Consider the following 24450-nt stretch of genomic DNA (forward strand, 5'->3'; position numbering starts at 1 on the left):
GTTCGGCTGCGACCAACGGCATCTGGTCGGCTGCCTGGCTCGTGGGCAGGCGCGTGTGCCGTGACAGCGCGACCAGCGGCAGCGGTTTCAGACTGCAGGGCCGTTGGCGCAGAGGGTTGTCGCCAAACGACATACCCTCGAGATTCCGGTGAAGATCCGGCCAGCAGCGCGATGCGGCGGGCGTGGGTGCTCGATGGGCCTCGGCCGGGCGGCTGCAAGACTGGGCGTCAAAGTGACGACGCGAAGGAGCTCGCGGTGGCCTCTGATGCCCTTGAAGGACCGGTGCCGGCGTCGAGCGGGCCGGGGCAGCCGGTTCTTGCGCTGTTGGACAAGGCCATCGGCTTGCAGGCGCCGCTGGTGCGCAGGAACATCGCCCGGGCCCGTCAGCGCAATCCGGAGGCGACACCGGTGGAGGTCGTGCGCACCCTGGAGCGGATGTACGTCAGTGCCCTGGCGGGCACCGGGGCCGCGGTCGGGGCCACCGCGGCCGCGCCCGCCGTCGGCACCGGGGTCGCACTGGCATTGTCGGCGGGCGAGGCTTTCTCCTCGCTTGAACTGAGTACCCTGTTCGTGCTCTCGGTCGCCGAGGTCCACGGGGTCCGGCTGGACGAGATCGAACGGCGGCGGACGCTGGTCATGGGGATTCTGCTCGGCCAGTCCGGTTCCTCGACCATCGTGGGCAAGGCCGCCGAGCGTACCGGTCAGCACTGGGCCCGCCAGCTCGTCAGCAAGGTGCCCATGACGACGCTGAACCAGATCAACAGCGTCCTGGGCAAGAACTTCGTCACCAAGTACGGCACCAAGCAGGGCATCATCGTGCTCGGCCGGGTGGCGCCGTTCGGCATCGGCGCGGTGATCGGCGGTGGCGCCAACGCCACCGTCGCCGCCCTTGCGGTCCGAGCCGCCCGGCGCGCGTTCGGTCCCGCGCCGCAGTCATGGCCCGGCACAGAGCTGCCTCCCGGCTCGGAGCCCTCGGATCGTTGAGTTCGTTCGGGGTGGACGCGATAACCGGTGGACCGGTACGTGCGATCCACCTAGCCTTCCGTCGAACCGTATCGCCTTCCGTCCGAAGAGGTGCATTTCATGAATGTCCGGGTAGCCCGGCCGTCCACGGCCGACCCAGCGCTGAGCACCGTGCACTACCCCTTGGACGTGAGGAATCCCAGAAGTGGACCTACCCCGTAGCTTCACCATCCGCGAGAGCAGCCACCGCATCCACAACCCGCTCACCAGCCGGAAACTGGCCGACCTGGGCGAGGCGCTGAACCCACCACCCGGCACTCGGCTGCTCGACCTGGCCTGCGGCTCGGGCGAGCTGCTGTGCACCTGGGCCCGCGATCACCGCACCACCGGAACCGGCGTCGACATCAGCACCGTGTTCCTGGCCAAGGCCCGGGCACGAGCGATCGAACTGGACGTCGCCGAACAGGTCACGTTCACCCATGGTGACGCGTCGGACCACGTTGCCGACGCCCCGGTCGACATCGCGTCGTGCGTCGGTGCGACCTGGATCGGCGGTGGCGTTGCCGGCACCGTGGACCTGCTCCGGCGCAGCCTGCGCCCCGGCGGCATGATGCTGATCGGCGAACCGTACTGGCGCAGGCAACCCCCGGACCAGGCCACCGTCGAAGGCTGTCACGCCACCAGCGAAGACGACTACCGTCTCCTGCCGGAACTGCTGGAACAGTTCGGGGAGCTGGATTGTGACGTCGTGGAGATGGTCCTGGCCGACCAGGACAGCTGGGACCGCTACGTCGCGGCTCAGTGGCTCAACACCCGCCGCTGGCTGGACGCACATCCCGACGACGAGCTGGCCGAGCAGATGCGCGCGGAACTCACCGCCGCTCCGGTACGCCACGCCCGATACCAACGCGAATACCTCGGCTGGGGCCTCTTCGCTCTGATGAACCGCTGACACAGCGGGTCGAGTGAGTCCCGATGACCCGGCACCGGGACTCACTCACATCGGCTACTTGAGACTGGCAGTGGACGCGTCTCCGGAGCTGCCGGCAGTGCGACGCCTCGTCCCAGTTCCGGCTCAGCCCATCACCGTGCCCGAGTTCGCCGTGTTTCGGTTGCGCTTACGCGAGAACGCACCCAGGTCGATCTCCAAGCCGGTGCGCGGGGCCCGGAACCGGACGGGCGACGCGTCGTGGTCGACGCCGTTCTCCACCCGGGTGATCAGCTCCGTCATCAGCTGCCCCACCACCGGCGCGTTCTTGAACTGGTTGCCGCTCGTTCCGATCGCGACGTAGAAGCCCTCGAGTTCGGTGCGGTCGTAGATCGGGGTCCAATCGTCGGCGACGTCGTACACGCCCACCACGCCGCGCGCCCGGTTGGGCACCGCCAAGTCGGGCAACCGTCGCGCGGCCCGCGTCACCTGAGCCTCGAAGACCGCGGCCGTCGGGTGGATGTCGACGGTGTCCGGGTCGTCGGTCCACTGCATCGGATCGCACTCCGGTTCCGTTCCGCCGACGAGCAGGTCCCCGCCGACTTCCCCGCGGAAGTACGTGCCCAGATCCATGTCCGCCACCACAGGGCCGCCATAGCCCTGCAGAACCGGCACGTGCGCCACTTCCTGCCGCATCGGGCGCACCCCGACGGTGAAGCCGGAACCCACGCCGGCCAACCGGTTCACCGCGCCCGACCACGGACCGGCCGCGTTGACCACGACGGCGCAGGGAATCCGGGTGCCGTCCGACAGGCGCACCGACGTCACGCGCCCGCCGGTCTTCTCCACCGCTGTCACCGTGCTGCGGAAGCGGAACTCCGCCCCGCACGCCGAGGCCGCGGCGGCGAGGTTCACGGCGGCGAGGCTCGGGTCCGAGACGTAACCGGCGTCCGGGGTGTACACGCCACCGAGCGAGTGGTTCGCGTCCTCCCAGAATTCCTCGTCGTCGAGCCGCTTCGGCGGCCAATAGCGGCCGACGTCGATGCCGGGAACGCGCTCGGCCAAGGTCGCGCTGTCCCATTCCTCGTAGGGAACACCGATCTCGTCGAACAACGGGAGCCATGACGTACGCGGAGCCGCCTCGACGTCCAGCACGACCAGCCCGCTCTTGCGGAACACCGCGAGGTCGCCGACGTCGTGCCCGAGGTGGCCGGCCCAGTCGAGCCAGCCGAAGTGCGCCTCCCACGCCGTTGCGACCCCGGCGGTGGTGGAGAAGTTGAACCGGACGATCGCACTCGATGCCGAGGTCGACCCCTGGCCGGCCCCTGGGGCCCGATCGAGCACGACAACGCGGTTCCCCGCCCGCGCCAGCTCGAGGGCGATCGACGAACCGATCACCCCGGCCCCGATCACGACCACATCGGCACTCGGGCGCTCACCGGGCACGGCAGGTCCTGAGGTAGCTGAGGAACGAGGCCTGCAGGCCGGTCACGTGCGTTTCGCGCAGGACCGCGCTGGTGACGGCACCCCCGCGGGCGGTCAGGCGGTGCAGCACGGTGGCGGCGTTCTTCGTGAGGTTCTGGTAGACGGCCAAATCTCCGAGAAGCTCCCGGTCGTTGAGGGTCACGTGAAGCTTGGCGGCCGGCAGGCTGTCACCCATTTCTTCGAGCATCGCGAAGATCTGACTGTCTTCACCGACGACACCGGGGCTGCCCGCGCCGATGCTCTCGAAGAGCGTGCTGCCGGTGAGCCAGGTGTAGAGGCTGAAGAGCCCGCCGTAGGAGTAGCCGAAGAGGCCGTGACCGCCGGCGGCGGTGCCGTAGTCGCGTTCGATCCGCGGGTGCAGTTCCGCGGTGAGGAAGCGCAGGAACGCGTCGGCCTGGGTGTCGCGCAGTTCGGCGAGGTAGGCGTCGGCTTCCTCGCGGGTCATCGCGCCCCTTCGGATTCCCGTATCCACGGCGTCGATGAACTCCCGGGCGATGGGCTCTCCGGGTGGCACGAGGTCCCTGTTGCGCAGCCGTGCCCAGTGCTGGGCGTCTTCGCCCGCGTAGCCGACGCTGACCTGGATGTAGGGCTGGATCTGCTGCATGGGGTCGTTTTGGGTGACGATCAGCGGAGCCGTCATGCCCACGGCCCAGTTGCCGTCGAGCACGTACACGGCAGGCGCTTGCGTCGTGGCGGGGTCGTAACCCGGTGGTGTGGTGACCCAGACGCCGTAGTCGTGCCCGCCGCCGGAACGCAGCTCGAAGTAGTCGGTGTCGGCGAGGCAGCCCTGCCACATGGTGCTCATCGGAGGTCCTTCACAACTCGGCCGGCCTGGAGGACGAGGACGGCATTGGCGGGATCAGCGAACAGCTCCGGGTCTTCGACCGGGTTGCCGTTCCACAACACGAGGTCCGCCTGCGCGCCGGGAGCGATGACACCGACCTGGCCGGACAGGCCGAGGATCTCGGCGTTGGTCTTGGTGGCCGCCACGAGAGCGTCCATCGGTGTTTCGAGCTTCGCGCGCAGCCTCAGCTCTTCGCCTCGGCGCTCCTGCGCCGGGCCGATGAGATCGGAACCCAGCCCGATCCGTACCCCGGCCTCCTTGGCGACGGCGAGCGCCTCGGTCATCCGCTCACGAACACCCAGCACCCGATCGCGGGTGGATTCGTCGAGGCCGGCCCCGGCGGTGTCGTGCAGCAGCTGCTCGACGACGGCGAACGTGGGCACGAGGGCGACCCCGCGAGCAGCCATCAGGGTGGCCGTGGGTTCATCGAGGTCGGTGCCGTGCTCGACACAACGCGCCCCGGCCTCGACCGCGTTCCGGATGCCGTCGTTGTTGTGGGCGTGGACCGTCACGTAGGTGCCCCGCGCCGCGGCCTCCTGGACCGCGACGGCGATTTCCTCGACGGTGAACTGGGTGTCGGTCAGCCGGTCGTGCGCGCCGACCACTCCGCCGGTCACGCAGAGCTTCAGGAAGGTGGCTCCGCGACGGAAGGCCTCGCGCACGTTGCGCCGCAGCTCGTCCGCGTTGCCGGACATCGCGGACAGGGCGCACAGGCCGGGCAGGTGGTGGCTGCTCCACAGCTCGGTGGGTTCCCAGTCGGCTCCGTAGTAGCCGTGGCCGCCGATCTGGCACTGAACCGGTCCGCACGACAGCACGCGCGGGCCCCGGACCTTGCCCTTCGCGATCGTGGTGACGAGGCCGCCGTCGACCCCGCCGGTGTCCCGGACGGTGGTGAAGCCCGCGTCGAGCGTCGCGCCGGCCGCGGCGAAGATGTCCGCCGCGAGCTCGGCGGCGCTGATCCGGAACGAGAACTGCGGCTGGATCGGGCTCGACAAGCCCAGGTGGACGTGCGCGTCGATCAGGCCGGGCGTCATCGTCAGCCCCTCGGCATCAAGGCGCTCGCCGCGTGCGCCGGCGGCACCGACCTGGGTGATCAGCCCGTCTTCGATGCTGACGTCGACGTCGGCCGGGTCGCGACCCGATCCGTCGACGACCGTCGCGCCGACCACTTGAGACAGTCCCACGTGTCGTTCCCTCCCTCGGTGCCGACTGCGACCATGTGGGAGCAACACGGCGTAGCCAGTTTCTTTTCCAATGGATAAACTGTGGGAGTGGTCCTGTCAAGCACGGAACGCAACGGCGACGCCCGCGAGCGTCTCCTGGCCCGGCTTCTCGACGCCTTCGAGGAGGGCCTTCCCTCGCCGGAGGTGTCGCTCCGCGAGATCGCCGCCAGGGCCGAGACCAGCCACGCCCTCTTGCGGTACCACTTCGGGTCACTCCCCGGCGTCTTGGCGGCCATGCTCGAGGCGCAGCGATCGCGTGACAACGAGGCGCTGCTCGAGACCGCCCGGCAAGGCACCTTCGACGATCTCGTCGTGGCGATCTGGCGGGCCTACACGCGCCCGGAGCAGCTGTCGCGGGTCCGCGGCTTCTTCCACGTCGTAGGGCTCGCCGCGTACAACCCCGAGGACTTTCGCGAGTTCATCGACTCACTCGACGACCTGGCCAAGATGCTGGCCTCGCTCGCGGAACGCGAAGGGCTCGGCACCGAGGAAGCGTCGACTTTGGCCACCGTCACCATCGCCGCGATGCGTGGCCTGCTCCTGCAGGAGGTGCTGACTCCGGCAGTCCACTCGGAGGACGCGGTCGCGTTGATCCTGCGCATGAGCAAGGGCCGGTCCGTTCCGCGGACACCCGGGGGGCCTTGAGCGGGTAGCCGCCTTTCGGCACCGCGAGATCGGCGTCAGCCCGCCGCGGTACCGGAGTCGGGCCGCAGCCGGGTGAGCGCCTCGCCGGTCGCGCTGTCGAACGGCACCGAACTGTGTTCGTGGACGATCTTCCAGCCGTGGTCGTCGCGGCGGAGCCCGGCGGTCGAGCGTACCCACATCGCCACGTCGGTTCCGTCCACCATGGTCCCGCGGACGTGGAACAGGTAGGACGCGAACGCGACGTCGCCGTCGGTGACCACGTCCAGGTCGCGGATGTCCAGCTCGATCGCAGACCGGTAGGCGCCGAACCACTCCCGCAGCCGGGCCCGTTCCGCGTCCCGGCCGGTGTCGCGGAGGGGGCCGACTGCGTCGAACAGCGTGACGTCCTCGGCGTAGCAGGCCAGGAGGGCGTCCAGGTCCTTTGCCGCCACCGCCGCGACGCGGGCCTCGATCACCGCCCGCGGGCCGGCGGTCACTTCAGCTCCTCGCCGAGCTTGTCCGGCCGGGCGCTGGTGCCCTGCTCGGTGAGGACCAGCCGGGTGCCCGTGGTGACCTCGCGGCCGCCGGTGCGGAAGTCCGGTTCGTGGGTTTCCCCGCCGAGCCAACGGGCTTTCGCGGTGGGGTCCGCCCAGGGGGTCGCGTGGTAGGAGCGTTGCGGCTCAGCATGGTTAAGCATGTACTTAAGTTATCCTCGACAGGCTCATTGGTCAAGTAACTACTTAACTGTTTGAGGTCGGCCCGCCTAGCGGAGTGTCCGCATGGGAGCACCGACGTTGCCCGCGTGAAGCGCCTGGCCGCTGCTCGTTTGCCCGAGTAGCGCGAGAGCCTCCTCGGAGGGGGAGCCGGTGGGGGTCGTGCACACGATCAGTGACTGTTCCGGTGAGCGGGCGATCGACAGTGTCTGCTGGGTGACGGTCACCGTGCCGACGACGGGGCCGATCAGCTCGGCGAGCAGGGTGGCGGAGATCCTCGGAAGTTGACGGAGGCCGCTCCGGATGGGCCTCGCATGCGACAGCGGGCCGTCTCCCTCACCGCAGGGATACGGCCCGCCGTCAGGAATCAGGGCTCAGCCGTGAGCCGCGGCCACTGCGGCTCCGGTCGGCTGGCCGGTGACCGGTGGCATCAGCTTCGGGTACACCTTCTGGAATTTCTCGATCATCGTGGCGGACGGGATGATCCGGTTCGGGTTGGCCTGGCTCGTCGCCTGCTTCTCGCCCCACGCGCCGGCGGCCTTGCGCTGGTCGGGGGTGCCGTGGCTGTGGTAGCAGTCGCCGATGGAGGCGTCGAGGTAGGCGACCTCCTGCTGGGTGCGGGCGTTCCAGCTGAAGCCCTTGGCGTGCGCGACGAAGTAGCCGCCGTAGGCGTCGGGACCCATTTCGGAGGACTCGTTGCGCGGGTAGTTGTCGTGGGCGAAGTCGACTTGGTGGCCGTACTCGTGTCCGACCACGGACTCCACCGAGACGTCGCCGAACCCGAGAACGCCGACCGTGTCGAGCAGGCCGTCACCGAGCGCCACGCGCTTGCCGCCGAGGCTGCCGGCCGGGGCGGAGAACGCGTTCAGGGTGATCAGCGGGTTGCGGCCGCCCTGCAGGGCCGGGACTTCGTAGAGCACCTTGGTGGCGAGCGCGGCGGCGTTCTTCACCTTCGCCGGCGCGAGACCGAGGCTGAAGGTCTGCGCCATCTTCGCCTGGCTGCCGAGGTCGGTGCCTTTCCAGGCGACGAGCTGGATGTTCCAGCTCTCGATGTCCCAGAAGCCGCGCAGCTTGTCGATCGTGTCGGTGGCGCGCGAGGTGTATTGGCCGTCGGTGCCGAAGACCTGAGGGCTCTTGTCGGATGTGACGCCCTGGACGTAGAGCTGGCTGAGCCCGGACAGTGCATCGAGCGCCTTGTTCTCGAGCGGGGTCAGCTGTGACGCGAGCTTGTTCGCGTACGTCAGCAGCGAACCCTCGGTGCAGCCCGGAATCGGGCCCTGCGCGGCCCGGCTCCGCGGCCCGATTCGCGGAATGGGCGACTCGATGAGCCGGTCGACGCCACGCAGCGCGTCGGCGGGCAGGCCGTTGTAGAGGTCGACGACGTCCTGGTACAACTGCGCGACATCCTGCTCGACGGTGGATGGCGTGGCCGCGCCGGCGGGAACGGCCGTGGCGAGTGCGAGTGCCGCCACGGTTCCCGCTGCCGCGAGCGTGTGGCCGAGGAATCCGGTCCGCTTGGGCAAGGTGATTTCCCCTCTGCTGGTCCGTTTCAAGATCACCAATCGCCGCCACGGTAGGGCGGCGATTGGCGGTGGAACCGGCGCCGGGGCAAGAACCCCGAAATGGCTCACGTCTTTCGGAGGGTTTCGGCGGTGCGGACATCGGCCGAAAGTACTAGGAGCCGTCGCGTCGGAAGGTTCGCGACCGAGGGGACGCTGCCGATCAGCGGGGCTCGCCGAACCAGTGGACGAGCGCGGGTTCGAGGTCGTCCGCGTTGCCTGCCCAGCACACGTAGCCGTCCGGCCGGATGAGCATCGGCTCGGTGTCCGCGCCCTGACCCGCGCGGTGCACCCGGTCCTGCCAGCGGGCGGCGACCTCGGCGAACCGGCCGGCCGGATCGAGCAGGACGCCGCGTCCGCGCCGCAGCAGCTCGTGCGACCGGACCGGGCCGAGGTCCAGGTCCGGCGCGGGGAGGCCGACGAGCGGCTGGTTCTCGGTGCCCGGCATCGGGTAGCGGATGCCCATCCCGGACAGCATGTCGTCGAGGTGGTACTGCACGTCCCGCAGTCGCACCAGGGCCGCGAACAGGTCCTTGGCCGCCGCCAGATCCGGGTCGCCGGTGCCTTCCCAGTCCATCAGCAGGCTCTGCGCCTGGACGTTGCGCAGCACGGCGGCCGCGGCCGGGTGGCGTTCGGTGTGGTAGGTGTCGAGCAGGTGTTCCGGGGCCCAGCCGTGCGCCGCGGCACCGAGTTTCCACCCGAGGTTGAGCGCGTCCTGGATCCCGGTGTTCATGCCCTGTGCGCCGATCGGGAGGTGGACGTGGGCGGCGTCGCCGGCCAGGAACACCCGCCCGTGCCGGTACCGCGCGGCCTGCCGGGCCGCGTTGGTGATGCGGCGGGCGTAGCACAGTTCGAGCAGTTGCACCCGGGACCCGAAAACCGCACGCAGCCCCTCGCCGATCTCGTCCTCGGTGACCGGGACCTCCCGGGGAAGTGACCGGCCCGGCCCGCCCAGCGAGAGCCGCCGCAGGGGCCTGCCCTGCGGATCGGTGCCGAGCGGGAACACCGACGCCCAGTGCCCGTCCTCGCTTCGGGTGTGCGTCATCGCCTGGTCGTCGCCGCTCAACCGCACGTCGGCGGCGACCACGGTCGCCGTGCCCGGCCGGCCGGGGAACTCGGCGCCCACCAGCGACCGCACCGTGCTGCGGCCACCGTCGGCCGCGACCAGGTACCGCGAGCGGATGACGCCGCCGCTCGCGAAGGTGGCGGTGACCCCGTCCCCGTCCTGGGTCGTTCCGGTCAGTTCGTGGTCACGTCGCACGTGGATGCCCTGTGCGGCAAGGTGTTGTTCGAGGAATCCTTCGATCACCACCTGCGGGACGGACCGCCACGGATGGCGGTGCCTGTCCCGGGTGAGCGGGAGCGTGATACCGGCGAAGTGCGCGGTGCCGATCGGGTGGTTTCCGGTGGCCAGCAACGGTTCCAGCAAGCCGCGCTGGTCGAATGCCTCCTGGGTGCGGGATTGCACGCCGCCCGCCTTGGACAACGCGCTGCGCCGCGGCAGTTTGTCGACCAGCACGGCCGGCACGCCCGCCACCCGCAGTTCGTTGGCCAGTGTCAGGCCGGTCGGGCCCGCGCCGACGATGAGCACATCGGTGTCCATGGATGCTCTCCTGGTGGTGTCTCGAGGGATGACGGCAACGCTGCGCTCCTCCGCCCAGTCGCGCCAGATACCGGCTCGGTTGAGCCGGTATCCGACGCCGATTACGCTCGAGACGGTGGAATCCGACTACGACGAGCTGGATCGCCGGCTCGCGCACGCCTTGCAGATCAACGGCCGTGCTCCCTTCAGCACGATCGCCGAGGTTCTCGGCGTGTCGGATCGCACCATCGCCCGCCGGTACGCGCGGTTGCGCTCGGCGGGGGCGGTGCGGGTGATCGGGGGAGTCGACCCGACGGCCATGGGCGCGGTGCTGTGGTTCCTGCGGGTGCGCTGCGCGCCCGCCGCGTCGGTCCCGGTCGCCGAGGCGCTGGCGCGGCGCCCCGACACGTCCTGGGTGAGCATCACCTCCGGAGGCACCGAGATCACCTGCACGGTCCGCACCGAGAGCGAGGCCGACAGCGAGGCGCTGCTGCTGGCCAAGCTCCCGCGCACCCCGCGCGTGGAGGGAGTGACAGCGCACTCCGTGCTGCACGCGTTCTACGGCGGCCCGGACAACCTGGTCGCCAAGCTCGGGTCGCTGGACGAGGAGGCGATCGAGCGGCTGCGCCCGCTCCCGGTGCCGCACCGGCCGGGACCGGTGCGGCTCGACGACTCCGACCGCAAGCTCCTCGCCGCGCTGGCCACCGACGGCCGGGCCGAGTTCGAGCACCTGGCCGCGGTGACCGGCTGGTCGCCGACGACGGTCCGGCGCCGGATGGCCGAGCTTCGCGAACGCGGGGTGCTGTACCTGGACATCGACGTCGACGGGCGCCTGTTCGGGGTCGGCCCTCGAACCCTGCTCTGGCTCTCGGTCGCCCCCGCTCACCTGGAAGAGGCCGGTGCGGCGCTGGCCGCACACCCCGAGATCGCGTTCGCCGCCGCCACGACCGGGCCGACGAACCTCTGCGCGAGCGTGGCGTGCGCGGGTCAGCGGGAGTTGTACCGGTACCTGACCACCCGGGTGGCCATGCTGCCGGCCATCACCCACGTCGAGACCGCACCGGTGATCAGGACCGTCAAGCAGGCCGCACACCCGACGTAGCGACCGCCATCGGGCCGCTGTGATCGGTTCTGGTACGCCTCGACCCCGGACGTGTCGCGCCGCACGCGCTCAAACTTCCGCGGCCGGCGTGGCACCCGGCGCTTCGCGTTCAGGGCTGTAGCGACTGGGTGCCGAGGACGGCGGCGAGGGCCAGGCGATCGGCGTCCTCGGTGCCGGGCTCGGCGGTGTAGACGGTGATGCGCAGGTCGTCCGCGGTGACGAGCAGGGTGTCGCAGTCGAGGGTGATCGGGCCGGCCGCCGGGTGGTCGATGGTCTTGCGCCGGGATGGGTCGGGCGGGGGCGGCGGGGCCGCGGTGTCCCAGAGTTCGGCGAAGCGGGGGCTGCCGGCGGCCAGGTCGGCGATCAGGCGCCGCAGCGCGCGGTCGGCGGGGTAGCGCGACGCCGTCAGGCGCAGGTCGGCCACGAGCCGGGCTTCGTGTTCGGCCTGTTCCCGCGGGGAGTGCACGACCCTCGATGGCAGCCGGGTGACGTTGCGCCAGACGGCGTTGCGGTCCAAGCCGCGCCAGGACGTCGTGTCGCCCATGAGCGCGTCGTAGGGCGCGTTGGCCAGCACGAGCGTCCAGGTGGCGTCGTAGACGACCACGGGCGTGTGCGAGAGCCGGTCGAGCAGCCGCTGCACGCTCGGGGTGACCCGCGACGGCACGACGTCCGGGCCGGGCGGGGCGTGCCCGGCCAGCCGGTAGAGCAGGTCGCGTTCGGTGTCGGCCAGGCGCAGCGCGCGGGCCAGCGACTCCACGACCTGCGTCGACGGCGCCGTCGCGCGGCCCTGCTCGAGGCGGGTCAGGTAGTCGGCCGAGATGCCGGCGAGCGCGGCCAGTTCTTCGCGGCGCAACCCGCTGGCCCGGCGTCGCCGGCCCGTCGGCACGCCGACGGCCTCGGGCGCCGCCCGGTCGCGCCAGCGGCGCACCGTCCGGCCGAACTCCCACGCTTCCACACAGTCCATTCTGGACCAGTCCGCGCCGGTTGTCCTGGCCCTGGCAGTCCTACGAAAACCGGACGACTGGCTGCGCCCCGGCCGTGCTCGCAGGCTGGCGCCATGACCGAACCCGGAACCGTCCTCATCACCGGCCCCACGCGCAACCTGGGCCGCCACGCCGTGCTGGCCATGGCCGGCCGCCCGGACGGGCAACGCCCCGACCTGCTGCTCGTCGGCCGCGCCGGACGTGACCTGACCGCCGTCGCCGGCGAAGCTCGTGCCCTCGGGGCACGGGTCCACGAGATCGGCTGCGACCTGGCGAGCCTGGCCGACGTCCGGGCCGCCGCGGCCGGCGCCCGCGAGCTGATGGCCGCCGGCGCTGTCCGTCCGCTGCGCGCGCTGGTCGCCAACGCCGGCACCATGTCGCCCGACACCCGGCGGGCCTCGGCCGACGGCTACGAGCTGACCTTCGCCGTCAACCACCTCGCCCACGCGCAGCTCATCGGCGACCTGCTCACCTCGTTCACCGCCCCGGCGAGGGTCGTGCTGGTCGGCTCGAACACCTACCACGCCAACTTCTGGCGCAAGCTGCTGCACGTGCCCGCAGCCGAGTGGGCCGACCCCGCCGAACTGGCCCGCCCGGCCGACGGCGAGCAGGCCCCGGGCATGGCGGCCTCCGGCGTCGCCTACTCCAACGCCAAGCTCGCGATCCTCTACTACGCCCACGAGCTGCAGCGCCAGGCCGGCCCGGGCATCACCGTGTCGGTGTTCGAGCCCGGCTGGATGCCGGGCACGGCGCTGGGCCGCGACGCCCCCGCGGTGTTGCAGGCGATGAGCCGTGCCCTCGGCCGGATTCCCGGCGTCTCCACGCCGCAGCGCTCGGGGCCGCTGCTGGCCGCGATGGCCCTCGACGAGCGGTGGGCGCACCTGCGTGACGGCGTGTTCGTGGTGAAGACCAAGCTGACCGAGGTCCGGCCGGTCGCCCACGACCGCGATCGGGAGCGGCGGCTGTGGGAGGCGACCGCCGAGCTGCTGGAACGCGCAGCCGCGTCGCGTAGCCCGAGGTGAACCCACGGCGCGGTCAGCGCAGGGCCGGGTCGGCGAGAGCCCGGCTGCTGATGCCGGGGACGTAAGCGCCCAGCGCGGTGATGAGCGTGCGGATGCCGCTGCGGGTTCCGGTGGTGAGCCGGGCGGTGCGGGCCACGTCGAGTTCGTTGGCGATGGTCAGGACGGCGAAGTCGGTGAGGTCGTCGGCGGCCAGGGGGAGGATCTCGCCGGTGAAGCGGTCCGTGAGCGGGAGCGGTGTCGCGCCGAGGTGGGCGTAGGTCCGGCTCCGGTCGCACACGCCGTAGCGGTGGACGAGGGCCTCGGCGTCGTCGCCGATGGCCGCGCGCAGGCGGGCCCGGCGATCCGGCGGCAGCAGCGGGTGCGGGAAGCCGTCGGTGCCGTAGGTGGCGTGGCACAGCGCGGCGAGGCGCGCGCGCCGGCTCCCGCCCCACGCGGCCACCTGATCGCGGACGCGCCGGAGGTGGTCGAGGAGGTGGCCGCCGGGGTGGCCGACCTGCTCCGCGCCGAGTTCGCGCAGGAGCGCGAGCGCGGGCCACTCGGCGGTGGCGGCGGCGATGGTTTCGGCCAGCGCCACCGGTCGGTCCCGGGCGATCAGATGCCCGGCTTCGCGGATGCGGGTCACCGCGGCGTGCGGAGCCTGCCGCAGCAACCCGTCGACGTCGTCGTCGGTGACGGGCGACCCGTCGCCGCCGCGCACCAGCAAGACCGGCAGGCCGAGCCGGGCGGTGACCTCTCGCAGCCGGGGAACCCGGGCCAGGATGTCTTCGACGAGCCCGGCGTGCGGGTCGAGCAGGCCGCCCGCGGCGAGGAAGCGGCGGACCCGGCCGGGATCCAGGCCGGGCACGACGTCCACCAGCACGAGACCCGCCACCCGGGCCCGGATCGCCGGATCGCCGAGGGCGGCGATCGCGGCGAGCCCGCCCAGCGAGGCGCCGACGACCACACATCCCGGCGGTTCGGCGTGGAGCATGGCGGCGACGTCGTCCGCGCAGAGCGCGAGCGTCCGCGGCGAGCCGTCACTGTCACCGTGACCGCGTTGATCGAAGGCCACGCACCGGAACCCGGCCCCGACGAGGACCTCGGTGACCGGCGTCCAGACCCCGCGCCGCTCACCGCCGGCGTGCAGCAGCAGGAGGGTCGGCCCGGCGCCGGCCTCCTGTCCTTCGAGGACCGCGTCCGGCCGGGCGAGGCGCCGCGCCCGGACGCCCGTGGGCTCGGTCATGGCAGCGCCCCCTCTACCTTGTGATGTCAAGGTAAGACGGTAGGTCACCATACCTTGGCTGGTCAAGGTATGGTGGCGGCGTGACCTCTCCGCGTGTGCGCCGTCCTCCCGCCGAGGCCCGGCGCCTGATCCTGGACGCCGCCGAGGGAATCCTGGCCGAGGGCGGCGTCGCCGCCGTCGGCGTCCGCGCCGTCGCCGCGCGCGTCGGCATGACCGACGCCGGGATCAGCCACCACTTCGGCAGCCGCGACGACCTCCTGGAAGCGCTGCTGCGGCACGGCGGCCGGAAGATCCGCGCCGGGGTGGAGGAGGTGCTGCGGTCCTGGCTCGACCGCGGTGCCGACCTCGGTGAGCTCGTCGACACCCTGGCCGCGTTCTACCGCGGTGGCTACGGCGAACTGGCCGTGGCGCTGCACGCCGCCGGCTGGCGGGACCGGGGCTCGGGGATGCTCGCCCCGGTGGTCGACGCGCTGCACGCACTGCGCGCCGACGCGGCGGACATCGAGGACACCAGGCTCGCCGTGGCCGCGCTCCACCAGGCTCTCGTCACCGAGTCCCGGTACGGTCCGGTGTTCCGCCGCAGCGCCGGCTTGACCGGCCGGGCGGCCACGGCCAGCGGCCCGCAGCTCCGCTGGTGGGCCACGCACCTCGCCCGCTCACTCGGCCTTTCCTAGCGGGGACCACCGGGCCGATGGGTCGACGGTGGACCGTGTGGTCGCCGTCCTGGCTGCCGTTCCTCGCGTTCCTCTGAACCGGCCCGGCACGCGCCCCTGTCGCCGCGACCGGGTGGTCCTTCTGGTGACCGGTGGGGGAGTGCGGTACAACCGGAAGCGTGGCCGAGCGCGTCCGGCGTCCCGACCCGCACGTTTCCGTCGAACGCGACGTGCTGGTGCGGTACCTCGACGCGTGGACGGCGACCGTGCTGCGGTCGCCGCGTGGAGCCGCCTACGTCGAGTGCGGGGAGTTCGCCGCCGACGCCTTCCGGGTCTTCGGTGAGTTCGCCGACCGGCTGGACGATCACCACCTGGAGGCGGTCCTCGTCGGACGGCCGGTCCCGCCGGGTGGCGCTCCGGCGGGGCTGGCCGTCCGGACCGTCGCCGACCTCCGGGACGTCCGGGTGGCCGGGCCGATGCTGGCGCACCTGTCCGGTGCCTGGCCGCCGTCACTGGTGCGGGGCAAGGCGCACGAAATCCTGCTCTCGGCCGAGCCGGGCACGGATCACCGGGACCGGCTGCGCGCGGCGGGCCTCGAGTGCGTGGTGGCCGTGGACCTCGTGGCCGACGACGGAACCGCGCGGTTGCTGGTGTTCGCGACGGCGGACAGCCGGCACCTGGCGACGTTCAAGAACGAGCTGTGGGCGGCGGACGAGTTCGCGGGCATCCGGTATCGCGACCCGCGTGACACCGAAGGCGCGCTGGTCGACATCTCGCTCACCCCGCAGCTGCTGCCGTTGCGGCGGGCGCTGCTGGGGGAACTGGACCGGGGTTCCCGCACCGTCGCCGAGCTGCAGCGGTTCACGCTGCTCGAGACGATCTACCGTGCCGAGGACGCCGTCGGCGCGCTGACCGCCGCCGTAGCGGCGGGTCAGGTCACTCGGCAGCCGGAAAAGGGCCGGCTGGGTTCCCGCACCGTTCTCTCGGCGAGCTAGCCGGTCGTCCCGACCGGCTGGACGGCGCCGGTGGCCGGCGTCAGGGTCGGGCGGAGCGCGGTGACGACCGCTGTGGTGACGACCAGGTGCATGAGCATCAGCCCGATGACGTTGGCGGCGGTGGCGCCCGCGGTGAGCAGCAGCAGGTCCGGTACCCAGGTCAGGACGAGGACCGCGGGGACGACCACGCGCAGGGCTTTCGGCGCCCTGCGGGCGAGCACGAACCAGCCGACGGTGCCCAGCAGCAACCCGATGACGGTGGCCGGCAGGTAGGACGCGGGGGACAGGCCCATGCGGATCCCGCCGTCGTCGAGCGCCACCGCCCCGAGGGCGATGGCGGTGTTCGCCGCGGCGGCCGCCAACAGGGCGAAGCCGAGGCGGACGGCGGTGGTGGCGGTCGGTGTGGCGGTGGTGAGCATCGCTCCTCCTTGGGTTTAACACGCAACTCAAAAGGTAGTTTGGGTTGCGTGTTAAAGTCAAGGCGTGCGTGACGAGGAACCGTTCCCCCGGCTCGGTGAAGACGAGCAGCGAGCGTGGATCAACCTGGTGAAGGTCCTGCTCACGCTGCCGGGCGCGCTGGAGAGCCAGCTGCTGCGGGACGCCGACCTGACGCTGCTGGGCTACATGATCCTGGCGCGGCTCTCGATGGTGCCGGGGGAAAGCCTGCGGATGAGCGAGATCGCGGAGATGGCCAACGGGTCACTGCCGCGGATTTCGCACGCGGTGGCACGCCTGGAGGACCGGGGCTGGGTGACGCGCGAGGTCTGCACCGGCCAGGGCCGCCGGTTCACGACCGCGACCTTGACCGAGGCCGGCCGCGCCCACCTGGCCGCCTCCGCACCCGGCCACGTCGCGATGGTCCGCCATCTGGTGCTGGATCCGCTGGGCGACGACTTCGTGGGGGTCGGCGGCGCCGTGGGGCGGATCGTCGAGACCCTCGGGCTGCCCACGGAAGTGCTCAAACGGCGGTAGGAATCGGTTCAGCGGGCCCGGGTCCGGTGGCGGTACAGGAGCCACACGAAGTAGGGCGCGCCGATGATCGCGGTCATCAGCCCGGCCGGGAGCTGGCCCGGGGCGATGACGGTGCGGCCGGCCGTATCCGCCGCGCAGACCAAGATCGCGCCCAGCAACGCCGCCGTGGGCAGCAGGCGCGAGTGCCGGCTGCCCACGATCGCGCGGGCCGCGTGCGGGGCGACCAGCCCGACGAACGTCAGCACCCCGATGCCGGCGACCGCCGCGGCGGTCAGCAGGACGGCGCACGACAGCAGCAGCAACCGCGTCCGGGCCACGGGCACGCCCAGTACCCGTGGCGTTTCGTCGTCGAGCGAGAGCAGGTCGAGCTCGCGCCGCAGGCGGACCAGCACCGGCGCCACCAGCAGCAGCGCGAGCGCCATCGGCACGAGGTGCGGGAAGGTCCGGCCGTAGGTCGAACCGCCGAGCCAGGTCAATGCCTTGGTCTCGTTCCACGGGTCGGACAGGGTGATCAGCAGCGTCACCAGCGCCTGCGACGCCGCGTGCACGCCGAAGCCGATCAGCACCAGGCGTTCGCTGGTGAACCCGCCCCGGGCGGCCACGGCGAAGACCACGGCCATCGCCACCGCGGCACCCGCGCCCGCGGAACCGGTCAGCGTCCAGAACCCGACGCCGGACACGCCCGTGAGCACGGCGACCGCGCCGAGGCCCGCCCCGCCGACGACGCCGATCATTCCCGGTTCGGCCAGGGGGTTGCGGGCGACGGCCTGGGTGAGCGCGCCGCCCAGCGCGAGCGCCGCGCCCGCCAGCAGCGCGGCCACCACGCGGGGGACACGGGTGTCCAGCACGCCGGTGACGATCGGGCCGGCCTGGCCGGTGACCCAGTTGACGACGTCGCCCAGCAGCAGCTTCGCGTCCCCGAGCAGTACCGCGCCCACGGCGACGCCGGCCACCGCGAGCGCCAGCACGCCCAGGACGACGCGGTACCGGGCCGCGCTCACCCCGCCCCGCGCGCCGGCCGCGGGCGGTCCGGCGGCCGCCGAGGTGATCCGGGCCGTCCGGGCGAGGACCACGAGGAAGAGCGCGCCGAGGATCGTCGTCACGACGCCCGTCGGTACTTCGAGGGCTCGTTGCGGGCCGATGATCGCGCGGAGCAGCACGTCGGCGCCCAGCAGGAGCGCCGCGCCCAGGGCCGCGGAGCACGGGATCAGCGCGGCGTGCCGGTGCAGGCCCGGCACCACGGTCGCGAGCAGCCGGGCCACCGCCGGTGCGGCGAGGCCGACGAACCCGATCGGGCCGGCCAGGGTCACCGCCGTCGCGGCCAGCAGCACGGCCAGCGCGATCGCGGCGAACCGGAGGCGTCCGATGTGGACACCCAGCGTCCTGGCGTGGTCGTCGCCGACGTGGATCAGGTCGAGCCGCCGGGCCATGGCGAGCAGCGCGGCCAGTGCCACGCCGGCGACGGGACCGAGCGTGCGGATGCCGGCCGGCCCGTTCTGCTCCAGCGAGCCCTCGCCCCAGGCGAAGAGACCGCGGGTTTCCTGGGCGTACAACAGCAACAGGACCTGGGTCACGGAAACCAGGGCCAGCGCGGTCGCGGTGCCCGCCAGCACCAGCCGCACGATCCCGGTGCCGCCCGTCCCGGACAGCGCGAGCACGAACACGGCCGCGGCCAGCCCGCCCGCGAACGCGACCCCGGTCGCGCCGAGCACGGGCAGCGAGACGCCGAACGCGGCCACGGCGACGACCGCCAGGTGCGCTCCGGCGTTGACGGCCAGGGTGTCCGGCGACGCCAAGGGGTTGCGGGACACCGACTGCAGCACCGCGCCGGCCACTCCGAGTGCGCCCCCGACGACCAGCGCCGCGAGCAAGCGCGGCAACCGCGACTCGACCACGACGGCGGCCGTGTCGCCGGTCCCGCCGCCGAACACCAGCCGCAGCACGTCCAGCGCGTCCGGGTTCGCGGTGCCCTGTGTCAGGTGCACGGCCGAACCCAGCAGGATCAGCGCGGCGAGCCCGCCGCCGAGCAGCGCGAGCCGCCCGCGCCGCCGGACGGCGACCACGGGCGGCCGGGGCCCGGTCCGGGTGACCACCGCTATTTCTCGAGCGCGGCGACGGCCGCGTCGACGAACTGCGCCATGGACTTCGGCCCGCCGAACATCCACAGCGAATCCGGGAAGCGGTGCACCTTGCCGCTCTTGACGAACGGGAGGCTCGTCCAGATCGCGTTGCCCGCCAGCTGCTGCTGGTACGGGTCGCCGTCGGCGTTGTTGGCGATGTACCAGAACCGGACGTCGGGCAGCCGGGTCAGGCCCTCGACGTCGGCTTGCGCGAGGCCGTAGACCGCGTCGCCGTCCATCGGCCAGGCGGTCTCGAGGCCGAGCCGGCCGAACACCGCGGACACCAGCGCACCCTTGGTGTAGGGCCGGATGCTGACCGAGCCGGAGGTGACGTAGGCGTCGGAGAAGGCGACTTTCTGCCCCAGGGCGCCCCGTTTCTCCACCTCGGCGCGGCCCGCGGTGAGCTTCCGCTCGAACTCCGTCTTCAGCTGCGCGGCCTTGGCCTCGGTACCGGTGGCCTTCGCGATCACGTCCAAGCCGGCGTACATCCCGGCGACCGGGTCCTGGGCACTGCCGCCGTTGATGACGACGACCGGGACCTTCGCCTCGATCTGCTCGAGCGCCCCTTCGGTCACGCTGTCGGTGACCACCACCAGGTCGAGCCCCAGCGAGCCGAGCGTGTCGAGGCTCGGCTCGCCGCGGGTGCCGATGTCCTTCGGCGTGCCGTCGAGCTTTTCCGCGCTGACCCACTGGCCGTAGCCCTTGATGTCGGACACGCCGACCGGCATGACGCCCAGTGAAACGAGGTGCTCGACGGCGTTCCACTCGGTCGCCGCGACGCGCTTGGCCGGGCCGGGCAGCCGCACCTCCTTGCCGCGCGAGTCGACGACCGTGACCGGGCCGGCGCCGCTCGTGGCGGCGGTGTTGCTCGTGGGCGCCTCGGTGGTCCCGCAGCCGGCCACGAAGAACGTGGCGGCCGCGGACAGGCCGAGGAGCAGCCGGGTGATCCGCATGTCTCTCCTGGGTTTTCGATGACGGCGCACCGGTCAGGCCGACGCGGTGCGCGCTCCGGTGTCGTTGAAGCGGCTCGCCGCGGTGTTGTTGAAGCGGCTCGCCGCGGTGTCGTTGAAGCGGCCGACCGCGCGGGTGTGGATGTGCCCGCCGGCCGGGTCGGGCACGACGTCCACGCGGATGCCGTAGGCGCGGGTGAGGTTTTCCGGGGTCAGCACGTCGGCGGGGGAGCCCTCGGCGGTGACCCGGCCGCCTTCGAGCAGCAGCACCCGGTCGGCGACCGCCGCGGCCTGGTCGAGGTCGTGCAGCACCACGCCGACCCCCACGCCGTGCCGGTCGGCGAGGTCGCGGACGACGTCGAGGATCTCGACCTGGTACCGCAGGTCGAGGAAGGTCGTGGGTTCGTCGAGCAGCAGCAGTCCGGTGTCCTGGGCCAGGCAGGCGGCGAGCCACACCCGCTGCGCCTGCCCGCCGGACAGGGCCTGCACGGGCCGGTCGGCGAGGGCGGACAGGCCGGTCAGCTCCATCGCCCGCGCGACGGCAGCGGGGCCGTCGGGGTCGCGGCCGCCCCACCGGGACCGGTGCGGGTGCCTGCCGAACTCGACCAGCTCCCGGACGCACACCCCGCCCGGCGCGGTCCGGTGCTGCGAGAGCAGGGTGATCCGCTTGGCAACGTCCTTTCCGGACAGAGCGCGCAGATCGGCTCCGTCGGCGAAGGTGACCGAGCCGGCGACCGGCGGGTGCAGCCGGGCGAGCGCCCGCAGCAGGGTCGACTTCCCGCTCCCGTTCGGGCCGATCAGCGCGGTCACGGTCCCCGCGTCGAGGGAGACGGACGCGGCACGCACGACGACGTCGTGGCCGTAGGCGACGTCGACCTTCCGGGCGTGCACACCGGTATCGGCGAGGTGGGGCAGGGACACACGAGGACAATAAGGTCAGGCTTACCTAACTACAACGTGGCGACCGGCACAATTCGGACTGCCGCTCCCGACGAGACTGTTGACGTCCGTGATCGCGGTCACCTACTCCCATCGGAGTTGCCCTCGATTGAATTGTTTCAATTCCTCGGGAGTTGACGTGGCCGGAAGGCAGCGCCGCATGAAAGCCCCTCGCACGGCACCACGGAGCCGGAGCCTGCTGGCCGTCGTCACCGAGTCGGGCAAGCCCCTCCAGTGGGCCGGCGGCGTTCTGAGCGTCACGTACGACGCGGGCAAGAAAGCGGCCGTCGTGGTCGTCGGATCCGGGCAGTACCGCTTCCGGGCCCCGGAGTAGCCGGGTTTCCTCAGTGTTCCGCTCGGTGTTCCGCGGCGTGCGGCGGAACACCGAGGAGCCGGCCGAGGTAGAGGTCCCTGGCCACGAGGCTCACCGCCAGGTGGTCGGCGAGCGGGTCGAAGAAGGCGTTGCGGTACTTGGCGTCGGTCACCGTCGCCGCGGCGAAGTACAGGCCGGAGAACGCGGCGATGAACAGGGAGACCTGCAGCAGCTCCTGCGGTACCGGCAGCTGGATGCCGAACAGCGTGCCGCCGGCGGGGTCGCGGCCGATCCACGCCCTGATCACCGCGTGCTGCACCGCGACGATCCCGAACACCACGAAGAAGACGAACACCAGCGTGGCGAGGACGAACGTCTGCAGCACCTGGGTCAGGACCAGGACGAGGACCATGTTCGCCCGTTCCAGCTTCGTGAGCGGCAGCCGTTCGGCGGGGACCTCGTCCGTCAGGAAGGCGGCCAGCGGGGTTTCGCGCAGCTTGTCGAGGCCGACCGGGGCGGTGCGCGACTGGGTCAGCCGGGTGACCTCGTCCTTGAGCATCGCGAGCAGGAAGACCACGGCGACCACGGCCAGCAGCCCGGCGACCAGCCACATCCGCTGCCGCGGCAGGGCGGCGCCGACCTGCCAGATCTCGGTGGTGAAGAACCCGAAGACGGTGAACAGCAGCAGGAGCGGCAGCGCCCGGCTGGTCAGCTCCCCGAGCAGCCGGGCCTGGCGGTACGCGGCCCGCAGCGCCCAGCCGACGATCGAGCCGACCCCGACGAACGCGGCCGCGAACAGCCCGGCCAGGATCGCCAGCTGCGTGATGAGGCCGAGCACCACCGCGTCGCCGTCGACGACCTGGTCGACCGCGGGCACGACGACCACGAACACGGCCGCCATGACGGCCGCGGGCACGGTCCCGCCGCGCTCGACCAGCTTGCGCCGCACCCACCGCGCGGTGAGCCAGGAACCGAGGCCGGGGACGACGACCAGGCTCAGCAGCAGGCCGCTGTAGCCCAGTGCGAAGAGGTCGTTCTCCATCAGCCGGTCGAAGTCCGCGTCCGTTTCACCGTCCACTGCGGACAGCACGGCGGTCAGCACCCGCCAGCCCGCGATGAACACGACGGCCGGCGCGATGCGGACGAGGAGGTGGGCGGGCCGGCCCCGCACCACGGCGGGCAGCCCCCGCCGCCGGAACCACTGCTCGACGGCTTCGACGCCGCGTTCGTCCGCCATCTTCGCCTCCCGGTCGGCGCGGTCGCCGCCGGGATGCTAGCGCGCGGCCGGGGGCGCCGGCCCGGGCGGTCCGGCCGGGGACGGGCTGGAGCTACGCCGGGGCTTCTCCGCGGACGAAGTCGCGGCCACCAGGGAAGGCCAGGGCGCTGGTCCCCGGCGGGTCGACGACTACCTCGCCGACTTCGCACAGGCCCTCGAAGACCCGCAGCTCGTCGCCCGGTACGCGCTGATCGCCCACCACGGCGGAGAACCGACGCCGGTCGCGCGGCCGGCCCGGCTTTCGAAGCCGAGCTCCGCGCGGCCGGCGTCCGCCTTCACCGATCGGACGGGCCCCCGGTCACCGCAGCCGGTTCACCGCGCTGACCTCGTCCTGAACCCGCGTGCGCAACGCCGCCACCGCGGGGGATTGTCCGGTTTGGACGGACAGGGCCGAGCTGCGTACCGGACCGGCGACCGGGTACACCCGGTCCTCGCCCGGGAGGGGCACCCCCGGGCAGGTCGTCGCGCGCGGCCGGGAGTTCTTGACGAGGAACACGTTCACCAGACCGTCCACGCACGGGTTGCCCGCCAAGGCGTACTGGCCGTGGAACGGCGAGTCGTCCACCGACACCAGGGGCACGCCGGCCGAGCGGGCTCCCGACGTCGCCTGCTCGTAGCCGGTCTGCGGGTCGAATTCGCCCTGCACGACCAGGATGTTCGCCGCCGCTTCGGCGGGCACGTCCGGGAGTTCCTGCCGCGGCTTGTCGGACCAGAAGCCGCACGTTTCCCCCAGGCCGTACGCCCAGCCGAACAGCGGGTACCGCGGGCCTTGCCGGTCGCTGAGCCGCTTGTACCAGGCCGCCGGGCGGGTGGGCTGGTCACCGCACGCCACGGCGAAGCGGGTGCCGGGCGCCTGCGTGTAGTCCGGGGCGAGCTCCGCGGCCACCACCCGGTCCGTGGTCAGCTCGGCCGCCGGGACGCCGAACGTCGTCCGGGACACCGCGTCGAGGTCACCGGAGAGGGTCGCCGGGTCCGGGGGCGTGGTCCCGTCGAGCGCTTGCGCGCCCAGGAGGAAGATCAGCGCGCCGAGCACCCACCGGAGCGGGCTGCCGTTGCCGACGAAGACGCCGTCGTAGGTGTCGGGGGCGAGGCCGTGCGTGCCGTAGTACGCGCGCACGCGCTCCCACTTCGCCTTGACCTCGGCGGCCGTTCCGCCCAGCTGCGCGGGGAAGTTCCGCGCGAGCCACGGCAGGTAGACGTCGTCGAACTGCCGCTGGTCGATGACGGGGAACGCTTCGAAGTCGGCCTGCAGCCTGCCTTCGAAGTCGACGCTGGAGTCGAGCACGGTCTTGCCGGTGTGCTCCGGGAACAGCGACGCGTACTTGGCGCCGAGCCACGTTCCGTAGGAGTAGCCGAGGTAGTTGAGCTTCTCGTCGCCGAGCAGGGTGCGGATCAGGTCCATGTCGTGCGCGGTCTGCCAGGTGGTGACGAAGGGCGCCAGCGCGTCGCTCTGGCACGCCTCGGCGACGGCACGGGGAACCTGCTGGTGGGCCGCGATGCTCGCGGCGGAGCGGTCGCGGGCGTCGAGCGGTCCGGCCGGCAGCCGGCCGGACGGCACCTGGCACTGGAAGCCCTTGTCGTCGGTGCCCGCGTGGCCGGTGCCGCGCGGATCCATGCCGACGAAGTCGTAGAGCTCGTTCACCGTCGGCTGGAGTGCGGCGAGCGCGCCCGCGAGCGGGGTGCCCTGGCCACCGGGACCGCCGGGGTTGAGCAGGAGGGCGCCGCGCCGCTCGCCGGTCGCGGCGACCCGGCTGATCGACACCTCGACCTCCGAGCCGGCGCCCGGGTCGGCCCAGTCCCGCGGGACCGTGACCCGGGCGCACTGCGCGGGTTTCTCGTCCGCGGCCGGCTTGAACGGGCAGTCGCCCCAGCTCAGCTGCTGCGTGGTGTACGGGGTGAGCGGGTCGGCGGCCGCGGCGGGCACGGAGGCGGCGAAGAGGGCGGCCGTCGCGGCCGCCAGTCCTGTCCGGGAGAGACGCACC

Annotated in this window: 25 protein-coding genes; 9 read left to right on the forward strand and 16 right to left on the reverse strand. The window is 72.2% G+C overall.

Going from position 1 to position 24450, the window contains the following annotated elements; translation table 11 throughout:
* Nucleotides 1–255: 255 nt before the first annotated feature.
* Both QRY02_RS04200 and QRY02_RS04205 read left to right on the forward strand, forming a co-directional pair.
* Nucleotides 256–984 (forward strand): hypothetical protein, encoded by a 729-nt coding sequence (locus tag QRY02_RS04200; RefSeq protein WP_285990162.1) that lies wholly within the window; start codon nucleotides 256–258, stop codon nucleotides 982–984.
* A 184-nt stretch (nucleotides 985–1168) separates the two neighbouring features.
* Nucleotides 1169–1915, forward strand: a complete 747-nt coding sequence (locus tag QRY02_RS04205; protein WP_285990163.1) for an SAM-dependent methyltransferase — start codon at nucleotides 1169–1171, stop codon at nucleotides 1913–1915.
* Between the two features lie 123 nt (nucleotides 1916–2038).
* On the opposite strand, the gene QRY02_RS04210 is transcribed toward QRY02_RS04205, so the two are convergent.
* Genes QRY02_RS04210 through QRY02_RS04220 form a run of 3 tightly spaced genes read right to left on the reverse strand, consistent with a single transcriptional unit; the run spans nucleotide 2039 to nucleotide 5404 of the window.
* Complete coding sequence (locus QRY02_RS04210) at nucleotides 2039–3337, reverse strand: NAD(P)/FAD-dependent oxidoreductase (protein ID WP_285990164.1); 1299 nt, start codon at nucleotides 3335–3337, stop codon at nucleotides 2039–2041.
* The gene (locus tag QRY02_RS04215; protein ID WP_285990165.1) at nucleotides 3327–4181 is read right to left on the reverse strand and encodes an alpha/beta hydrolase; all 855 of its coding nucleotides are present in this window, start codon (nucleotides 4179–4181) and stop codon (nucleotides 3327–3329) included. Before QRY02_RS04215 ends, QRY02_RS04210 begins: the two co-directional genes overlap by 11 nt.
* Nucleotides 4178–5404: a metal-dependent hydrolase family protein gene (locus tag QRY02_RS04220; RefSeq protein ID WP_285990166.1), complete on the reverse strand. Its 1227-nt coding sequence runs from the start codon at nucleotides 5402–5404 to the stop codon at nucleotides 4178–4180. Before QRY02_RS04220 ends, QRY02_RS04215 begins: the two co-directional genes overlap by 4 nt.
* A gap of 87 nt (nucleotides 5405–5491) precedes the next feature.
* Here QRY02_RS04220 and QRY02_RS04225 point away from each other — a divergent pair, with 87 nt between their 5' ends.
* The gene (locus QRY02_RS04225; protein ID WP_285990167.1) at nucleotides 5492–6088 is read left to right on the forward strand and encodes a TetR/AcrR family transcriptional regulator; all 597 of its coding nucleotides are present in this window, start codon (nucleotides 5492–5494) and stop codon (nucleotides 6086–6088) included.
* A gap of 35 nt (nucleotides 6089–6123) precedes the next feature.
* Here the strand turns inward: QRY02_RS04225 and QRY02_RS04230 are convergent, their stop codons facing one another.
* The 4 genes from QRY02_RS04230 to QRY02_RS04250 form a co-directional block, all read right to left on the reverse strand.
* Nucleotides 6124–6564 carry a YybH family protein gene (locus tag QRY02_RS04230; RefSeq protein WP_285990168.1) on the reverse strand — a complete coding sequence of 147 codons (441 nt, stop codon included), beginning with the start codon at nucleotides 6562–6564 and terminating at the stop codon, nucleotides 6124–6126.
* Nucleotides 6561–6764, reverse strand: a complete 204-nt coding sequence (locus QRY02_RS04235) for an SRPBCC family protein (protein WP_285990169.1) — start codon at nucleotides 6762–6764, stop codon at nucleotides 6561–6563. Before QRY02_RS04235 ends, QRY02_RS04230 begins: the two co-directional genes overlap by 4 nt.
* A gap of 390 nt (nucleotides 6765–7154) precedes the next feature.
* Nucleotides 7155–8303 carry a hypothetical protein gene (locus QRY02_RS04245; protein ID WP_285990170.1) on the reverse strand — a complete coding sequence of 383 codons (1149 nt, stop codon included), beginning with the start codon at nucleotides 8301–8303 and terminating at the stop codon, nucleotides 7155–7157.
* Nucleotides 8304–8502: 199 nt separating this feature from the next.
* Nucleotides 8503–9942 carry an FAD-dependent monooxygenase gene (locus QRY02_RS04250; protein ID WP_285990171.1) on the reverse strand — a complete coding sequence of 480 codons (1440 nt, stop codon included), beginning with the start codon at nucleotides 9940–9942 and terminating at the stop codon, nucleotides 8503–8505.
* A gap of 115 nt (nucleotides 9943–10057) precedes the next feature.
* On the opposite strand from QRY02_RS04250, the gene QRY02_RS04255 reads away from it, so the two are divergent.
* A complete protein-coding gene (locus tag QRY02_RS04255) occupies nucleotides 10058–11023 on the forward strand; it encodes an Lrp/AsnC family transcriptional regulator (RefSeq protein ID WP_285990172.1) in 966 nt (321 codons plus the stop codon).
* Between the two features lie 109 nt (nucleotides 11024–11132).
* Here QRY02_RS04255 and QRY02_RS04260 read toward each other — a convergent pair whose 3' ends face one another.
* On the reverse strand, nucleotides 11133–11978 hold the full coding sequence (locus QRY02_RS04260) for a helix-turn-helix transcriptional regulator (protein ID WP_502874184.1): 846 nt from the start codon (nucleotides 11976–11978) through the stop codon (nucleotides 11133–11135).
* 102 nt (nucleotides 11979–12080) lie between these two features.
* Between QRY02_RS04260 and QRY02_RS04265 the strand changes: the two genes are divergently transcribed.
* The gene (locus tag QRY02_RS04265; RefSeq protein WP_285990174.1) at nucleotides 12081–13028 is read left to right on the forward strand and encodes an SDR family NAD(P)-dependent oxidoreductase; all 948 of its coding nucleotides are present in this window, start codon (nucleotides 12081–12083) and stop codon (nucleotides 13026–13028) included.
* 13 nt (nucleotides 13029–13041) lie between these two features.
* Here QRY02_RS04265 and QRY02_RS04270 read toward each other — a convergent pair whose 3' ends face one another.
* On the reverse strand, nucleotides 13042–14250 hold the full coding sequence (locus QRY02_RS04270; protein ID WP_285990175.1) for an alpha/beta fold hydrolase: 1209 nt from the start codon (nucleotides 14248–14250) through the stop codon (nucleotides 13042–13044).
* An 80-nt stretch (nucleotides 14251–14330) separates the two neighbouring features.
* On the opposite strand from QRY02_RS04270, the gene QRY02_RS04275 reads away from it, so the two are divergent.
* The gene (locus tag QRY02_RS04275) at nucleotides 14331–14924 is read left to right on the forward strand and encodes a TetR/AcrR family transcriptional regulator (RefSeq protein WP_285990176.1); all 594 of its coding nucleotides are present in this window, start codon (nucleotides 14331–14333) and stop codon (nucleotides 14922–14924) included.
* Between the two features lie 158 nt (nucleotides 14925–15082).
* A complete protein-coding gene (locus QRY02_RS04280; RefSeq protein WP_285990177.1) occupies nucleotides 15083–15898 on the forward strand; it encodes a hypothetical protein in 816 nt (271 codons plus the stop codon).
* Here QRY02_RS04280 and QRY02_RS04285 read toward each other — a convergent pair.
* Nucleotides 15895–16317, reverse strand: a complete 423-nt coding sequence (locus QRY02_RS04285; RefSeq protein ID WP_285990178.1) for a DUF6069 family protein — start codon at nucleotides 16315–16317, stop codon at nucleotides 15895–15897. The two genes, QRY02_RS04280 and QRY02_RS04285, sit on opposite strands and share 4 nt — an antisense overlap.
* A 64-nt stretch (nucleotides 16318–16381) precedes the next feature.
* Here QRY02_RS04285 and QRY02_RS04290 point away from each other — a divergent pair, with 64 nt between their 5' ends.
* The gene (locus QRY02_RS04290) at nucleotides 16382–16870 is read left to right on the forward strand and encodes a MarR family winged helix-turn-helix transcriptional regulator (protein WP_285990179.1); all 489 of its coding nucleotides are present in this window, start codon (nucleotides 16382–16384) and stop codon (nucleotides 16868–16870) included.
* An 8-nt stretch (nucleotides 16871–16878) separates the two neighbouring features.
* Here QRY02_RS04290 and QRY02_RS04295 read toward each other — a convergent pair whose 3' ends face one another.
* From QRY02_RS04295 to QRY02_RS04305, 3 genes are read right to left on the reverse strand one after another with little or no spacing between them, the layout of a single operon-like run.
* Nucleotides 16879–18963 (reverse strand): iron ABC transporter permease, encoded by a 2085-nt coding sequence (locus QRY02_RS04295; protein ID WP_285990180.1) that lies wholly within the window; start codon nucleotides 18961–18963, stop codon nucleotides 16879–16881.
* Between the two features lie 2 nt (nucleotides 18964–18965).
* Nucleotides 18966–19943: an ABC transporter substrate-binding protein gene (locus QRY02_RS04300; protein ID WP_285990181.1), complete on the reverse strand. Its 978-nt coding sequence runs from the start codon at nucleotides 19941–19943 to the stop codon at nucleotides 18966–18968.
* A gap of 33 nt (nucleotides 19944–19976) precedes the next feature.
* A complete protein-coding gene (locus tag QRY02_RS04305) occupies nucleotides 19977–20855 on the reverse strand; it encodes an ABC transporter ATP-binding protein (RefSeq protein ID WP_387044060.1) in 879 nt (292 codons plus the stop codon).
* A gap of 184 nt (nucleotides 20856–21039) precedes the next feature.
* Between QRY02_RS04305 and QRY02_RS04310 the strand changes: the two genes are divergently transcribed.
* Nucleotides 21040–21213 (forward strand): hypothetical protein, encoded by a 174-nt coding sequence (locus QRY02_RS04310; RefSeq protein ID WP_285990182.1) that lies wholly within the window; start codon nucleotides 21040–21042, stop codon nucleotides 21211–21213.
* A gap of 10 nt (nucleotides 21214–21223) precedes the next feature.
* On the opposite strand, the gene QRY02_RS04315 is transcribed toward QRY02_RS04310, so the two are convergent.
* From QRY02_RS04315 to QRY02_RS04325, 3 genes are all read right to left on the reverse strand, one after another.
* The gene (locus tag QRY02_RS04315; RefSeq protein ID WP_285990183.1) at nucleotides 21224–22429 is read right to left on the reverse strand and encodes a hypothetical protein; all 1206 of its coding nucleotides are present in this window, start codon (nucleotides 22427–22429) and stop codon (nucleotides 21224–21226) included.
* A 91-nt stretch (nucleotides 22430–22520) separates the two neighbouring features.
* Nucleotides 22521–22670, reverse strand: coding sequence for a hypothetical protein (locus QRY02_RS04320; RefSeq protein WP_285990184.1), 150 nt, complete (start codon nucleotides 22668–22670; stop codon nucleotides 22521–22523).
* 96 nt (nucleotides 22671–22766) lie between these two features.
* Complete coding sequence (locus QRY02_RS04325) at nucleotides 22767–24449, reverse strand: alpha/beta fold hydrolase (RefSeq protein WP_285990185.1); 1683 nt, start codon at nucleotides 24447–24449, stop codon at nucleotides 22767–22769.
* Nucleotide 24450: the final 1 nt, after the last annotated feature.

Source organism: Amycolatopsis sp. DG1A-15b (genome assembly GCF_030285645.1).
Classification (GTDB): Bacteria; Actinomycetota; Actinomycetes; order Mycobacteriales; family Pseudonocardiaceae; genus Amycolatopsis.

What these genes read in the sequence shown, in the direction of transcription:
- QRY02_RS04215 (WP_285990165.1), bottom strand. Translation starts at nt 4,181, where the DNA reads ATGAGCACCATGTGGCAGGGCTGCCTCGCCGACACCGACTACTTCGAG.
- QRY02_RS04265 (WP_285990174.1), top strand. Translation starts at nt 12,081, where the DNA reads ATGACCGAACCCGGAACCGTCCTCATCACCGGCCCCACGCGCAACCTG.
- QRY02_RS04300 (WP_285990181.1), bottom strand. Translation starts at nt 19,943, where the DNA reads ATGCGGATCACCCGGCTGCTCCTCGGCCTGTCCGCGGCCGCCACGTTC.
- QRY02_RS04315 (WP_285990183.1), bottom strand. Translation starts at nt 22,429, where the DNA reads ATGGCGGACGAACGCGGCGTCGAAGCCGTCGAGCAGTGGTTCCGGCGG.
- QRY02_RS04235 (WP_285990169.1), bottom strand. Translation starts at nt 6,764, where the DNA reads ATGCTTAACCATGCTGAGCCGCAACGCTCCTACCACGCGACCCCCTGG.
- QRY02_RS04250 (WP_285990171.1), bottom strand. Translation starts at nt 9,942, where the DNA reads ATGGACACCGATGTGCTCATCGTCGGCGCGGGCCCGACCGGCCTGACA.
- QRY02_RS04310 (WP_285990182.1), top strand. Translation starts at nt 21,040, where the DNA reads ATGAAAGCCCCTCGCACGGCACCACGGAGCCGGAGCCTGCTGGCCGTC.
- QRY02_RS04270 (WP_285990175.1), bottom strand. Translation starts at nt 14,250, where the DNA reads ATGACCGAGCCCACGGGCGTCCGGGCGCGGCGCCTCGCCCGGCCGGAC.
- QRY02_RS04285 (WP_285990178.1), bottom strand. Translation starts at nt 16,317, where the DNA reads ATGCTCACCACCGCCACACCGACCGCCACCACCGCCGTCCGCCTCGGC.